Genomic DNA, 14,191 nt, shown 5'->3' with positions numbered 1-14,191 from the left:
TGTAGTGAATAATTAATGAGTATACGTACCGCGACGGCGATTATTGATTTCCAAGCGCTTGCTAATAACTATCAAACCATTAAATCCTATGCGCCTAACAGTAAAGTGTTAGCTGTATTAAAGGCGAATGCCTATGGACATGGTTTAGAGCGCATAGCACAAGCTTTGCCGCAAGCTGATGCCTTTGGTGTTGCACGTATTGGCGAAGCTATTGCCTTGCGTAAAGCAGGAATAGTTCAGCCAATCGTTTTATTAGAAGGTTTCTTTTCACCGGATGAGCTTTTTTTATTATCTGAATATAACCTAGACACTATTATTCATAATAAAGAACAGCTTAATGCAATAACACACGCCAGTATTGATACTCCTATTAAGGTTTGGCTGAAAATTGATACAGGAATGCATCGATTAGGTATTGCCCCTAATGACTTAACGACTTTTTATCAAACATTAGAGCAATGTAAAAATGTTCAAAAAGGCATTGTTTTAATGAGTCATTTAGGCTGTGCTGATGATGTAAATGATAAAACAACCGCCATTCAGCTTAACTTATTTCAGCAGCTTACTAGACTCGGCCGTGAAAATAAAAATGAATGTTCTTTAGCTAACTCTGCAGGTATATGCGCGTGGCCTGAAACGCATTTTGATTGGGTTAGGCCTGGTTTAATGTTGTATGGTGTATCGCCTATGCTAACCTTAAGTAATGAAAAAAAAGCGCTACAGCCAGTTATGACACTAAAATCGAGTATTATCTCTATTCGAAAAATAGCCAAAGGCGACTCTGTAGGTTACGGAAGTACTTGGACAAGCAATCAACCAACTCATATTGCTGTTATCGCTATAGGTTATGGTGATGGTTATCCTCGTCATGCTGAAAATGGTACGCCTGTCTATGTAAACGGCAGAATAGTACCTTTAGTAGGAAGAGTGTCTATGGATATGATCACGGTAGATTTAGGCGGAGACTTAAAAGATAAAGTCGGTGATGAAGCCACGCTATGGGGAGCTGATTTACCTATTGAACGAGTTGCTAAATATGCGACTACCATTCCTTACGAGCTTTTGTGTAATATCAGTAGAAGAGTACATATCACTATCAAAAAATAGCCGTACTATTTTTTAAGGTCATTATTATGTTTATTCACCTTGAATAGTCGCTACTACCTCTCTAGAGCTTGCATAGTTTCTGTGCTCGCCTAAATATATTCCTTGCCATATTCCCATGTTAAGCCTTCCAGCAGTAATAGGGATCGTAATGTTATTTCCCAGAAGACTCGTTTTTATATGAGCAGGCATATCGTCGCTACCCTCATAAGTATGCTGATAGTACGGAGCATTTTCCGGCACCATAACATTAAAGTGTTTTTCCATATCAGATCGTACTGTCGGATCTGCATTTTCGTTTAATGTTAAAGAAGCGGAAGAGTGTTTAATAAATAAGTGGATAACACCAATATCAATTGCTGAAATTTCAGGTAAGTGGGTAATAACTTCGTCTGTTATTAAATGAAACCCACGTTTTCTAGCTTTTAATGAAAACTCAATTTGTTGCCACATGATATAAAACCTTTCTGTTGGCATTGCTAAATTTTAGGTATTAAAAAACCCCATTGAAAAATGAGGTTTTTGGATTTAGCAAAGATTATTTATCGAAACTGAATTCTATAAAAGCTTTACCTAAAGGAGATGATAATGGAATGATCACAATAGGTCCGTCAGCTTTATGGCTGATAGTATGATCTTTACCTGAAACTACTACTGGTGTAGCCATATCAAACTCGAAGCCTTTTTCACTCAGCATGCGTTTAGCGCCGCCAGTAACCATATTGGTAATTTCACCGACCAAATCAGTAATTTCGTCATTAATTTCGTCAGGTGCTTCGCCCACCATGTTTTTCATAGTAGCGAGGGCTAATCCAGCTTGAAAAGTTATTGAGAGAGAGCCTTTAGTTTGCTCACTCACCATGCCGATTAATCCAGAAACATCACCCATAGCGATGTTGCTTTTCTTTAAAATGGGCTTTTCTGGGGTTAAATCCATTTGTGCCATTGTTGACATAACGTTAAGCATTGATGACAAAAACGGGTTGATAAACTCTACATTCATGAATGTTTCCAAGGCCTTAATTGAATTCTCTAGTACTGATTTTGCATGGAAAACGCATAAATGTAAATCAGTACTTGCTATTTAATACCATCAATTTTCACGATTGTTTGTGAGGCGGTAAAAGTTAAACTTCCTTCTATTGTACTATCTTGAAAATTTAAAGTATTTATTTGTTTAGGATAAGTATTAACGAGTAAGTCATTTTTTACCAATAATCCGGGTAAATAATTTTTAAAACCAACTTCTTGGTAGATAAATATATTTCCTCGTTTAACTTCAATGCCAATAAAATTTAATTTAAGTTCTTGGTTTGCAAAGCTCAAGGTGAAGTGTTTTTCTACATATTCTTGTATAAAGGCTTCGTACTGTTTATGTTCAGGAGAAAAATTTATTTGTTTAAGTTCTGAAATAGCATTTTCAAAATCGTGAGCAGTAAACTGATGAATTATTTCGATTTTTTTAGACGATTCATTTAGTGTTAAATCTGTAATTCCAAAAAAATAACTATGAGCAGCAGCGGTTGCTGCTACTCCCCAAAACAGTAATATAATAATTGATTTAAATAAGTGCTTAATCATTAATTACTTATCTTCATCAGCCGCATCGGTATCTGACTCTTTTTCGTCAAGAGACTTTAGTTTTTTATTATAGTCACGCATCATGTCTTCTTTTTTGCGTTTGTATAAATCAAAGCGAGATTTTATAGGGCGTGCAGGCCAGTAATTGTTATTTACATTTACATCTGCTGTTTCCCAGTTTGGATCAACGGCAATGGCTGTTATCTCTTTATCTCTAATCAGTAACTTTGATACTTTACTGCTATTTTTACGCCAAATTTCAGCCGGAATTCTAATGTTTTCTTTGCTGTTATCAGCATAAGTGACTTCTAATAATATCGGCATAACTAAACCGCCAATATTATTAAAATCGATAATGTAGAAGTTACTTTCATTGGTTAATAAGGTTTTTTCCCAATCTTCTAGTTTTTTATTAGCACTATTATATTTATTACGATCAGCATTTGTTGCGGTAAATTTGTCATGTTCGTTATAAAAATCTAATAGCTCAGGTTTATCTTGAGTACGTAACCACTGACCTTTATTACGTAAGTTTGAAATAAACTCGGGTTTTTCGTTTTCTAATGCACGTTCCCATGCTTCTTCAGTATCTGGATTTTGGCTATTTGGACGGTATAAATGAATGTCGCCTAACGCAATATCAACATGATCTGTAGTGTAAAACCAACCACGCCAGAACCAATCTAAATCAACGGCTGAAGCATCTTCCATTGTTCTGAAAAAATCGGCTGGGGTAGGGCGTTTAAACATCCAACGTTGAGCATATTCTCTGAATGCAAAGTCAAATAATTCACGGCCCATAATAGTTTCACGTAATATATTTAATGCTGTAGCAGGCTTACCGTAAGCATTATTACCAAACTGTAAAATAGACTCTGAGTTGGTCATAATCGGTACTTGGTTGTTACTTTTCATATACTCAGTAATATCTGCAGCGTGACCTCGACGCGAAGGATAGTTTTCTTCCCATGATTGTTCAGCTAAAAATTGTACGAAAGTATTTAAACCTTCATCCATCCATGTCCATTGGCGTTCGTCAGAGTTAATGATCATAGGAAAGTAGTTATGACCCACTTCATGGATAATTACACCAATTAAGCCGTACTTAGTTCGGCGTGAATAGGTTTTTTCACCTGTTTTTTTGTCAAGTGTTGGGCGAGGGCCATTGAAGGTGATCATCGGATACTCCATACCACCTACAGGGCCGTTTACTGAGATAGAAACAGGGTAAGGATATGCAAAAGTATATTTATTGTATTGCTCCATCGTATGGATAATGGCTTCAGTAGAATATCTTTCCCATAAAGGGTTACCTTCATTTGGGTAGAAAGACATGGCCATAGTGTCAGTAGCACCTTTTTTATATCCTTGTGCGTCCCAAATAAATTTACGGCTTGACGCAAATGCAAAATCTCTTACATTTTCAGCTTTGAAGTGCCATGTTTTTTCTTTGCTAGAACGAGATTTCTCATTCTCTAAGGCTTCATCTGGCGTTACGATTAAAACAGGTTTTTTGGCTGTTTTTGCTTTGTCTAAACGTTGGCGTTGTGTTTTGGTTAAAACATTTTTAGGGTTTTGTAGTTCACCTGTTGAAGCAACAATATGATCGGCAGGTACGGTGATTTTCACATCATAATCACCAAATTCTAAAGTAAATTCGCCGTTACCTAAAAATTGCTTATTTTGCCAACCGACTGCATCGTAATATGCTACAGCTCTAGGAAACCAGCTTGCCACTTCGTATAGGTAGTTATCGTCTTCTTTAAAATACTCATAGCCTGAACGGCCACCCAATACTTTTTGTTCTTGTAAGGTGTATGTCCATTCAATATTAAATTCTATATTTGCGCCTGTTCTGAGTGGCTTGTCTAGGTCAATACGCATCATGGTGCCGCTAATAGTATACGGTAATGCTTTATTGCTTTTGTCCGTTACTTTTAAAATACGGTTTCCGCCATCAAACGTTTCCGTTTCAATGACATTTCGGAAGCCACTGTAAGTTATTTTTTTAGCGGGGGCGGTACGCGTTAACTTAAAATCTGAGGCTCTTCCCATTCTATTTTGATCGAGTTGTAACCAAATATAGCGTAGCGTGTCGGGAGAGTTGTTTTTGTAGTTTAGTGTTTCGCTGCCTGTTAATTGCTGCGTTTTATCATCTAATTTTATTTCTATTTCATAATCAACTTCTTGTTGCCAATATTTATGGCCTGGAGCGCCAGAAGCTGTTCGATAAATGTTTGGGGTAGGCAGGATTTCTTCTAATTGACGAAATTTGTCATCGTTAATTGTACTCTTAGCTAATACAGTATTTGATGTTGCGATACATAAACAAACTACCGCAGAGCTGAGTATAAGTTTTAGCGTGTATTTCATAATATTCCCATTATGCATTTTTAATATGTTTTTTATTCTTCATAGCTTTATAACATAACCTGCTTCAGTCCGTTAAGGGGTAGCTATAAGTATGCGATAAGAATACATAAAGATAAGATTAATAGCAGATCAATTGTCAAATTGGAGTTACAAAGTGATTAATTGGGAGCCATTATTGACAATTTTTACAGGTACCGTGTGCTTCAACAATTTGATGGCTAATTGAAAATCCATGCGTATCGGCCATTATTCTTAGTGACGAGTCTAAGTCATTTGATTGAATTTCTTCAACGTATCCACAAATGTCACAAATAAGTAACTGAACTGGGTGACTACATTCACTGAAGTGATGACACATAACAAATGAATTAATAGATTCAATTTTATGAACAAAGCCTTGTTTACCCAAAAAATCTAATGCTCTATATATAGTGGCGGGTTTAGCTGAAGCGTCAACTTTCTTTAATTGATCTAATAAATCATAAGCACCTATTGCGCCATCATGTTGAGCAAGAATTTTAAATACTTGTTCACGCGCTGGGGTAAATCTAGCTCCACGAGTTTGGCAAACGTGTTTCGCTTGTTCTAATAGTTTTTCAGTAAGCATATTTTTCATTATTCAGGGTAAATGACTCTTCAAGTTTATCATAGTGATCCTATGCGTCTAGATGAATTCGCCACTATTGCAATTCAATTTATAACCTTAGTCATACAAAATGTATGAATTTTTAATAAATGAACATCGAAATTTCGATGTTTTCAATAGAATTGCTAGGTAAATATTTATCAAAAAGCGATCAGGAGGAATTGTTGCAGCTATGTCGCTAGAATTATGTTAAATATTTGTTAATATTAATGAGGATGGTGATCGTATATATTAAATAATGTATTCAATATGTTGTTTCTTAAAGGTTTTTGTGTCATTAAAATTTACAGGTTTATTTAACATTATATTAACAAGTTGTTTTATTTGTTTTAATTCAATGTGTTATAAAGTTGGCATTTAGCTTGCTGACTGCGTTTGTGTTCGGAAATGTTAGTTGTATTAACATTTTGTTAACTCTTTGTGTGTTGTTTGAGTAACGAGTCGAACAAACTAAATTAATTCAGTATGGCTGTTCATAATAAGAACAGCTTTTATTAAAACGAAAGGAATAAAAATGAAAAATTTTAAGAAAAAATTATTATCGGCTGTTGCTGTTGTCGCATTATCTCCATTAGCACAAGCTGGTGTAATTTCTTATTCAGATAACCACATTTCTTCAACTACCGATTGGTTTGATACATTAACAGTATCACAATTCGACAGCAGCATGGGTACACTTAATACCGTAGATATCTCTTTTTCTGCAGCTATGTTATCAGACATGATTTTAGATAATGACAATGTTTCAGCAACTACAGCACGTGGTACTGTATCTGTTGATACTATTGGTTCATTTTTAGGCTTAGGCGCACTTAACATTGCTTTATCAGCTGATACAGGGTTTCAAGCTTTAGCTGCTGATGATTCAGGTGATACAGATATCCCAGGAGCTGGTGGTGCAGATGAGTATGCCGGTTTAGGTTTAACTGGTTCTGATATGATGAACATTACTATCGACGCTTCAAATGCTGATTTCTTAAACTTTATCGGTGCTGGTACTGTTTCTACAGTAGGTTTAGGTACTTTCGGTGGTTATGCTGTAGCTGGTGGTGGCGGTAATGTTGATGTTAACGTTAATACTTCGGCTTCTGCTATTTTAAATGTTACATATAACTTCACTGATAAAGTAACAACTTCTGTTCCAGAAACTGGTTCTTTAGCTATTTTTGGTTTAGGTCTTGCTGGTTTTGCTTTAAGCCGTAAAGCTAAAAAATCTGCTTAATTTATTATGTTAATAAATTAATGTTTATTTAATTTTAAATAAATATCTCTAATAAAAGCACCATATTTATGGTGCTTTTTTATTGTGTAAAATATTCTGACACTCGCTGGGAAGTATGTTGTTTATTGTTGTCAGTGTTTACAGTTTAATATTCCAAAGTATTTTTATTTCTTGTAATACAGCTTTAATAACGGGTTCATCTGATCTGTTTTTATTAATCGCAAAAAATAACGGGATCTCAAAATCTAATTGCGGGAGTCGTTTTACGTATTGTAACCTTTCAGCTTCTTGTGCTTCATCGTATTCTAAAAAGCTCAGACCATAACCTGCTTTTACTAGTTGTAATCTTGTTTCGTCGCTACTTGTATTTATATTTGCGGTAGTAAACTGTTTTAGTGTAGATTTTAATTTGTCATCAAAGGGACAGTATTTTCCCATCGTTATCCAAGGGGCTTGTGCTAAATCAGTGATCAAGCTTTCATGAGTTAAAAGCGTGGTAGCCGGAGCAATAGTTGTAATATTTTGCTGTTTGATAGGCAATGCAAATAGCTCATTAGGAACTTCACCATAAATATATGCACCGTCAATGATATTGCTTTGCAATGCGGATAAAGCAGCTCCGCTAGAAAGCGTTTCAATATTTAAATGAATGCCTTGGCAGTTTTCCGTTATGTTTTCTAATAAAAGGGGTAAATTGAGCAGATTAGGTGATTGATTAATCGAGAGTTTAAATTCGCCTATTATTTCACTTTGATTTTCTACCGCTAAATTAACCATATCAATAGCCGAATTTAAAGTTTTTTCAGCTTTAGGTAATAGTAGTTTACCTTTCTCGGTAAGGGCCATACCTTTACTTGAACGATCAAATAAAGGTGTTTTTAATTCTTCTTCAAGACTTTTAATATGAGCACTAATTGCTGGCGGTGTTGTACATAACTGTTTAGCTGCGGCGGTAAGATTACCTGTTTTTGCAACAACAACAAATGAGCGTAAATGATAAAATTCCATGCATGTCTCTTCGTATTAATAAAAGCGAGAAAGTTAAACTATTAACTTGTTTTTTAACCTTTGCACTATACCTAAAATAGACTTTTAATAGCATTCATAAATCATGAATACTCACTTCATATTTTATGAATAGCGAAGTTTTGTGAATCGTTTTACTTTATAGCCGTAACCAATCAAGTTCCCACTGAAACCCGCATCTTGAATGATTACGTGTATATATCGAAAACCACTTACGATTTTAAATCGCCTATTAAAGTAACAAATAAAGGAAATTAATTATGCCTTCATCATCTAATGTGCTTGAATTTTCACCCGCGAATAGCAAAGTTGCTAATACATTTTTTTCTAACAAATTAAGTTTTGAAACTGATTGCTCTGATGTGTACGCAGATATAAAAGCAGGCGCTAATGACTATTTATTACTTGATGTGCGTTCTAAAGAAGCTTTTGATAAAAGCCATGCTATTACAGCCATCAGTATGCCTCATGCACAGATAACAGCTGAATCTTTCGCGAAGTATCCTAAAAATACGATATTTGTTGTTTATTGCTGGGGACCTGGTTGTAACGGAGCAACAAAAGCGGCTAAAAAAATATCTGCTCTAGGCTTTGCTGTTAAGGAGATGATTGGCGGCATACATTACTGGGAAGATTTTGAACGTTACCCAGTAAATAGATATCAAGCTAATGCCCAAGTGTGATTTTTCTAAAATATTGATTTAAGTTATTACTTTAGATCGTAAGTTTTTAACAGGATGAAGAGTCAATCACTAACAGCTGAACTAAATGAGTAAAGTACAAATGAATAAATGTGTATTAAATTTTCATTTATTTTGTGTGGCGTATATAAACCCCGTATAATTCGCGCAAATTTTAGCAGTTATCACTAATAACTAACTTATTGCGTATTTGAAAGGTTTTAATGCTTTATGATTTCTCATAAACTTTCCGTTGCACCCATGCTCGATTGGACTGACTTATTTGAAAACAAAGGCTTGATGCACTGCTAGGTGTACAATAGGCGTACTTCCTCTATTTTTTACCTGCTGAGTCAAGCTTTAATTGTTTAAACTTTATACTATTTAATCATTTTATTGAAATTTGGACATTTTTTCATTAGAATCGCGGTTATCAAAGAAGTAAAATTGTCATGGAAGATATTAAGTGGTAAATAAAAAATTCCCCAGTGATTACCCTACTCATATTCAAGTTCCTAGTGAAAAAGCGGCACCTATAAATATAGAACTTTATAGAATGGTAGGAAATAATCCTCCTTTAAGAGATGATTTCGTGCCTAGCAATAAAGACCCTTTACAATCTCATATGATCAAACAGTCTAAATTTAGAGATTCCGCGGGTTATTACGGCACTTCATTTTCTTTGGATAAATCTAAACTGGTTAGTGTTATTAAAGGTAATCCAAATAAATTTGGTTCGAAAAAAGTGGCTAAAGGAGCTATAACTAGAGATATGGGAGTTGGAGAAAAAGACTCTAAAACTCATGTTACTGTTTGGTTTTATCAAAATGTTTTCCCTGATGGGTTTGAAGTATTATGAGTAAGAAATCTGATTTACTTTTCAAAACGTCTTCAATTTATGGAGATTTGTACTATCACAATGTATATAGTTTCTATGAACAGCCTTTAATTTTTACTGCATATAATGAGAATGATCAATTATTCTTTTGTTATGACTTAGGTGTTGATGAAAGTAATGAATTGTGGATTTTTGCCCCTATTTCTGAAGAAAAAGTAAGGAAATTGGAAAATAAAGATATTCCAATTGTCAGCGCACTTATTCAAAATAAAAATTATAAAGCGATTTTGTATATGGAGCCATTTGATGACTCTCCAGCAAAAGAATCTTTATGTTTAGTGAAAGATTTACCTTATCAGTGGCCGAATCTGGATGTTTTTATACATGAAAATATTAATTATGATAATAGACGAAAGCATACTCATAAAATAAGAATTAATAAGCCAAATAGTAAAGCAATTGATTCGTCTATTCTTAACGGGGCAAATGATAGTTTTGGTTATTTTTGTAAAAATGTTTGGAAAAAACATGATATTCCTTCAAAAATATTGCTACACGATGCTATCCCAGGTTCTTTTATATACCGTGTTGAGGTTCAAAATAAAGATACTGATAAAGAAGAGGTTCATGAGATACTAAATAGGCTTTCCAATAAAGATGATTTCATTCATGCTATTGATGAAAAAGAGCTTGATTTAAGGTTAGTAAAAAGATTGTTTGACGAGGTTCTCTCGCATAGATTAACTATTCAATTAATTGATGAAGAATCTACAGACATTATTATTGAATTAACTGAGGCATATGTATATGAGCTCATTGATATTGTTGATGATAGGCTTGGTACTTATCTAGATAGTAGCATGGTGCCTCAAGCTGATAATTTTGAAACTCTCAGGCTTTTTTTAACTTTAACAAAGAATAAAGGTTTTGTTACTGCTAGCGATCTCGGAGTCCATCAAAGACAAGTCAGTTATTATCGAGATGCATGTGAGTTACTTGCTTTAGTGCATGATTATTCAAAGTTAACACCACTTGGTTTAGATGCTGTAAGTTCGTCAAATAAGGATTTTGTAAGTATAATCAAAACCCAATTTATGCATACAGAGTGTGGAAGTATTTGGATGCTTAATCAGGGAGTTAAAGACTTGTTAGATATAAATGGGGAATCAGCCACTGATTTCCTTATTCAATTTTGTAATGGTTTGAGTGAAGGAACAGCTAAAAGAAGAGCTCAAACCTTAAAGTCTTGGGTTAGAAACTTTAAGGAGTTTAAATAGGATTTTTAATTTTATTTAATCTTTGGTTAGTTATTTCAACAGCTTTAGCACTTAAATCGTTACCTTTAAAATTTCGTTTTAATTCGGCTGAAGCACAACCTACAAATCCCGCTCCACAAAAAGCATCAGCTACAACATCGCCTTCTTCAGAGCTTTGTATTATTAATGTCTTAGCTAGGTTTGTCGGTTTTTCTGTTGGATAACCACGCCAAATTCTTTTTTCTTGAAGTATGTCCGGTATCGATAAGTCATTTAACTTACGCTTTCCTTTTTCAAAAAATAAAATAAATTCATATCTTGCTCTATAATGATAACCCATCCCAATAGCCATTTTGTCCCAAATAATTGGTTTCCAAAATTTAAAACCAGCGTTTTCAGCAATTGGTTTTGCTATAAATGCTGTTTCTTGATCGCAAAAGAGATAGAAGTGGCTATTTTTAGCTAAAACACGATAGACTTCTTTGAAAAGTTCTTCAAATCTAGAGTTTGGAAATATCTCAAACCATTGGTTGCTTGATGATTTACTTTTTTTTAATCTTGTTGTAGTTCCAATTTTTCTGTGCTTTTCTAGAGATTCATAAGGAGGGTCGGTTATAAAGAGGTTTATAGAGTTATCATCTTGAGATTTTAACCAATCAATAGCATCTTTATTACTTATGTCAAATTCCGTTTCGATATTTTTATTAATTATATCTTCTTTTGAAGCGTCCATTTTACTCTCTAAAAGTTATGTTAATTTATACAGTGTATTGTGTCATGTTTTATCCTAGCAATGCAATGAATTGGAATTTATATAATAACAATACCGTTGTATAACACTTAGGCACTTCCTACATTCTTTGACCTGACCAAACAACTCGGCCAATTAACTCTATATCTGTTCCATTAATGTCTTCTTTATTTATTTCCCAAGGCTCGTACATATGGTTATCTGATTTCACCTTTATAATACCTTTAGGTAAGACCTGTAATCTTTTGACTAGTAAATTATTGTCATGTCTTATTACATAAATCCCATCATTCAAGCCATTAAAGTGTTTATTTACCATTATCATGGCACCGTTCTTTAATGTTGGGTACATGCTGTCACCGTCAACTAACATCAAAAATACATCATTTGGGTTTACACCTATTTCTTTATTTAGCCATTTTGGCTCAAAGCTTATTAAGTGTGTTTGTTCTTCAGCTTCAACTAATAATCCTTCACCAGCTGATGCTTTTACTTCATAAAAAGGTAATTTTATATGGCCTTCTATGACATTTTTTGTTGGTTCCACCTCTAGATTTCCTTTTCCAGTCATAAACCATAAAACATGTTCTTCAAGGGTTGGTGTGGTAATTATTTTATCAATTACTGAAACACCAACGTTAGAGAACCCTCCTTCGATTTTTTTCAATGTACTCAATGATATGCCAGTAATTTCTGAAAATTCGGCTTGAGTTTTATTCATTGATTCACGGAGGATTTTTATTTTTTTGCCATAATTCATTTGACATGGTTCCATATATGGATTTATGATTGTCACAGGTTCCATTTATCGAACCTTGTGTCGACTCTAATCGCTTTGAATTGCTTTAACCCTGAATAATCACATAGGTGACATATGAATACAAATTTTGCACTTTTGGCACGCTTTGAATCTCCTGTGATTGAGCTAAAAGATGTATGCCAAGAATTCTTTGGTATCACGGTTAAAACAGCTAAACAAAAAATCAAAGGTGAAGATTTCCCCGTGCCTACTTTTAGCCTAATTAAGTCAGAGCGTTCACCAGTATTTATAAAAGTAGAAGACTTAGCAAATTATATCGACAAGCAATATGCAGAAGCTAGTCACCAATGGCAACGAGTTAACTTGGCCTAACTATGACAATCAAAGACATTTATTTTCAAGTAGAGCAATGGGGCGATGTGTGTATTCAACACAAAGGCCAAGTGCACCACTTTACAAATCTAATGTCATTAATCTCATTTCTTCAACCTATCTACGGTGAAGACTTCAACTTAATTGAAGTAACAGATGAAAATTGGCAACAACTTTATGAACAAGGGGTGTTTGATGAACAATAAAAAAGCACTTTTTTGTAAAGTTGATGCGTTATCACTTACCTGGTCACCGCAAGAACTTCTCCATATAAAACAACTCGCTAAAGTTGGCGCTTGCATCAAAAAGAGCGACATAGAAGAAATTCAAGGTAATGCACTACTACGTAAACTGTCTAATTTAGAAATAAAAAAGAACATCGACTTAGCTGCGGCTGAAACATTTAACCATGTTGCATATAACGACATTCTAGAAAGCTACAAAGAAACCGCTGAAGGTATTACGCGTGAATACAACGAGCGTAAATTTAAAGGGCTGAGTTCTGAAAGTTTTAGACTAGCAGAAAATGAAGTCGCTGCACGTTACGAACTGCGCCAAATGTTTAAAGGCGAACTCGAAGTCGATACCTCAAAAAAATACGGTGACCGATTAAACAATTTATTAGAGAACATTGGCGTTAACATGCTCGACACACTGTGTTGTGGAGAGTCAGAACGTTTCGTTTGTTTACTTAACAAAGTCTTTTCAAAAAACAACTACATGTGGACCATCAAAAACAATCCATCAGGTCGTTTTAATTACACCTACTCAGCCAATATATTTGCTGAAGGAGAACAAGCGGGTGTTATTTGTTGGGGCGGTAAAAACCTCGGCTGTTACGTGTCATTCATGGGAACGGGCTGTGAAGCCATAGACTTTCAAAGACTGTATCAAGAAATACAGCATATTCCAGAAATCAAAATTACCCGTATCGATTTAGCCTATGACGATTTTTCAGGTACTCGTTCTATTAAATCAGCTAAAAGATTAGCTGAACAAGGCGCTTTTAATTGTGGCGGACGTCCTTCTTCTTACATGTATGTTGAATCAGGCCACTTATGCAAAGCCATGAAACAAACATACAAACGCCAATTTGCATTCGTTCCTGACAAGGGAAGAACCTTATATGTAGGCAGTCGTGAATCTGGAAAACTTCTTCGTGTATATGAAAAAGGCATACAGATGGGGGACCCAAAAGATAAATGGGTTCGCTGGGAACTTGAACTGCATTCAAGTCAACGTGTGATCCCATTAGAAACAATGATTAAACCCAGTGAATTTTTAGCAGGTGCTTATCCAGCCCTTCATTTTTTAAATGAAGAGCAATCAGTCATAAAAACAGTGGTTAAAAAAGCACTTATGACGGTTGAAAAAATCATTGAGAATCAAGTTGTTTCAACGCGTAAAGCTATCAACATGATGCGCCATTTATGCGATATGTCTGACAGTGAAATAGTCGATAAATTTTTAGTTGGTATCAAAAATCCATTGAGCAAGGAAGCTTTCCCTAAACGGCTACTTATACCCATAACAGAACAACAATTTTTAGAACAAACACAATCAATTTAAATGAGAGGTTAAT

16 protein-coding genes are annotated in these 14,191 nt (G+C 34.6%); 8 read left to right on the top strand and 8 right to left on the bottom strand.

Annotated elements, in window-relative coordinates; genetic code table 11:
* Positions 1–21: 21 nt before the first annotated feature.
* Positions 22–1,107, top strand: a complete 1,086-nt coding sequence (gene alr / locus ACM9HF_RS11650; protein WP_473618292.1) for an alanine racemase — start codon at positions 22–24, stop codon at positions 1,105–1,107.
* A 30-nt stretch (positions 1,108–1,137) separates the two neighbouring features.
* Here the strand turns inward: alr and ACM9HF_RS11645 are convergent, their stop codons facing one another.
* The 5 genes from ACM9HF_RS11645 to zur all read right to left on the bottom strand — a co-directional run bounded on the left by ACM9HF_RS11645 (position 1,138) and on the right by zur (position 5,665).
* Positions 1,138–1,557, bottom strand: a complete 420-nt coding sequence (locus ACM9HF_RS11645; RefSeq protein WP_473608270.1) for a secondary thiamine-phosphate synthase enzyme YjbQ — start codon at positions 1,555–1,557, stop codon at positions 1,138–1,140.
* Between the two features lie 85 nt (positions 1,558–1,642).
* Positions 1,643–2,107, bottom strand: coding sequence for a chemotaxis protein CheX (locus tag ACM9HF_RS11640; RefSeq protein WP_473608266.1), 465 nt, complete (start codon positions 2,105–2,107; stop codon positions 1,643–1,645).
* 77 nt (positions 2,108–2,184) lie between these two features.
* Positions 2,185–2,685 (bottom strand): DUF6702 family protein, encoded by a 501-nt coding sequence (locus tag ACM9HF_RS11635; protein ID WP_473608262.1) that lies wholly within the window; start codon positions 2,683–2,685, stop codon positions 2,185–2,187.
* Between the two features lie 3 nt (positions 2,686–2,688).
* Positions 2,689–5,058, bottom strand: a complete 2,370-nt coding sequence (locus ACM9HF_RS11630; RefSeq protein WP_473608259.1) for a M1 family metallopeptidase — start codon at positions 5,056–5,058, stop codon at positions 2,689–2,691.
* Positions 5,059–5,230: 172 nt separating this feature from the next.
* Positions 5,231–5,665 (bottom strand): zinc uptake transcriptional repressor Zur, encoded by a 435-nt coding sequence (gene zur / locus ACM9HF_RS11625; RefSeq protein WP_473608256.1) that lies wholly within the window; start codon positions 5,663–5,665, stop codon positions 5,231–5,233.
* Between the two features lie 553 nt (positions 5,666–6,218).
* Here zur and ACM9HF_RS11620 point away from each other — a divergent pair.
* Positions 6,219–6,926 (top strand): PEP-CTERM sorting domain-containing protein, encoded by a 708-nt coding sequence (locus ACM9HF_RS11620; RefSeq protein WP_473608252.1) that lies wholly within the window; start codon positions 6,219–6,221, stop codon positions 6,924–6,926.
* A gap of 138 nt (positions 6,927–7,064) precedes the next feature.
* On the opposite strand, the gene ACM9HF_RS11615 is transcribed toward ACM9HF_RS11620, so the two are convergent.
* Positions 7,065–7,934 carry a LysR family transcriptional regulator gene (locus ACM9HF_RS11615; protein ID WP_473608247.1) on the bottom strand — a complete coding sequence of 290 codons (870 nt, stop codon included), beginning with the start codon at positions 7,932–7,934 and terminating at the stop codon, positions 7,065–7,067.
* Between the two features lie 278 nt (positions 7,935–8,212).
* Between ACM9HF_RS11615 and ACM9HF_RS11610 the strand changes: the two genes are divergently transcribed.
* From ACM9HF_RS11610 to ACM9HF_RS11600, 3 genes are all read left to right on the top strand, one after another.
* On the top strand, positions 8,213–8,635 hold the full coding sequence (locus tag ACM9HF_RS11610; RefSeq protein ID WP_473608243.1) for a rhodanese-like domain-containing protein: 423 nt from the start codon (positions 8,213–8,215) through the stop codon (positions 8,633–8,635).
* 463 nt (positions 8,636–9,098) lie between these two features.
* Positions 9,099–9,491, top strand: coding sequence for a hypothetical protein (locus tag ACM9HF_RS11605; RefSeq protein ID WP_473608238.1), 393 nt, complete (start codon positions 9,099–9,101; stop codon positions 9,489–9,491).
* The gene (locus ACM9HF_RS11600) at positions 9,488–10,747 is read left to right on the top strand and encodes a DUF6575 domain-containing protein (RefSeq protein ID WP_473608235.1); all 1,260 of its coding nucleotides are present in this window, start codon (positions 9,488–9,490) and stop codon (positions 10,745–10,747) included. Before ACM9HF_RS11605 ends, ACM9HF_RS11600 begins: the two co-directional genes overlap by 4 nt.
* On the opposite strand, the gene ACM9HF_RS11595 is transcribed toward ACM9HF_RS11600, so the two are convergent.
* Both ACM9HF_RS11595 and ACM9HF_RS11590 read right to left on the bottom strand, forming a co-directional pair.
* Positions 10,740–11,459 (bottom strand): DNA-methyltransferase, encoded by a 720-nt coding sequence (locus ACM9HF_RS11595; protein ID WP_473608231.1) that lies wholly within the window; start codon positions 11,457–11,459, stop codon positions 10,740–10,742. The two genes, ACM9HF_RS11600 and ACM9HF_RS11595, sit on opposite strands and share 8 nt — an antisense overlap.
* A 118-nt stretch (positions 11,460–11,577) precedes the next feature.
* A complete protein-coding gene (locus ACM9HF_RS11590) occupies positions 11,578–12,282 on the bottom strand; it encodes an XRE family transcriptional regulator (RefSeq protein WP_473608227.1) in 705 nt (234 codons plus the stop codon).
* Between the two features lie 69 nt (positions 12,283–12,351).
* Here ACM9HF_RS11590 and ACM9HF_RS11585 point away from each other — a divergent pair, with 69 nt between their 5' ends.
* Genes ACM9HF_RS11585 through ACM9HF_RS11575 form a run of 3 tightly spaced genes read left to right on the top strand, consistent with a single transcriptional unit; the run spans position 12,352 to position 14,178 of the window.
* Positions 12,352–12,609 (top strand): pyocin activator PrtN family protein, encoded by a 258-nt coding sequence (locus tag ACM9HF_RS11585; protein WP_473608224.1) that lies wholly within the window; start codon positions 12,352–12,354, stop codon positions 12,607–12,609.
* A 2-nt stretch (positions 12,610–12,611) separates the two neighbouring features.
* Complete coding sequence (locus tag ACM9HF_RS11580; RefSeq protein WP_473608220.1) at positions 12,612–12,815, top strand: hypothetical protein; 204 nt, start codon at positions 12,612–12,614, stop codon at positions 12,813–12,815.
* On the top strand, positions 12,805–14,178 hold the full coding sequence (locus tag ACM9HF_RS11575) for a replication initiation factor domain-containing protein (RefSeq protein WP_473608217.1): 1,374 nt from the start codon (positions 12,805–12,807) through the stop codon (positions 14,176–14,178). Before ACM9HF_RS11580 ends, ACM9HF_RS11575 begins: the two co-directional genes overlap by 11 nt.
* Positions 14,179–14,191 lie beyond the last annotated feature (13 nt).

The sequence above is a fragment of the Colwellia sp. RE-S-Sl-9 genome, from assembly GCF_048296855.1.
GTDB lineage: Bacteria > Pseudomonadota > Gammaproteobacteria > Enterobacterales > Alteromonadaceae > Pseudocolwellia.
Note: the sequence above shows the minus strand (reverse complement) of the source record. Positions and strands in the feature narration are given on the sequence as shown.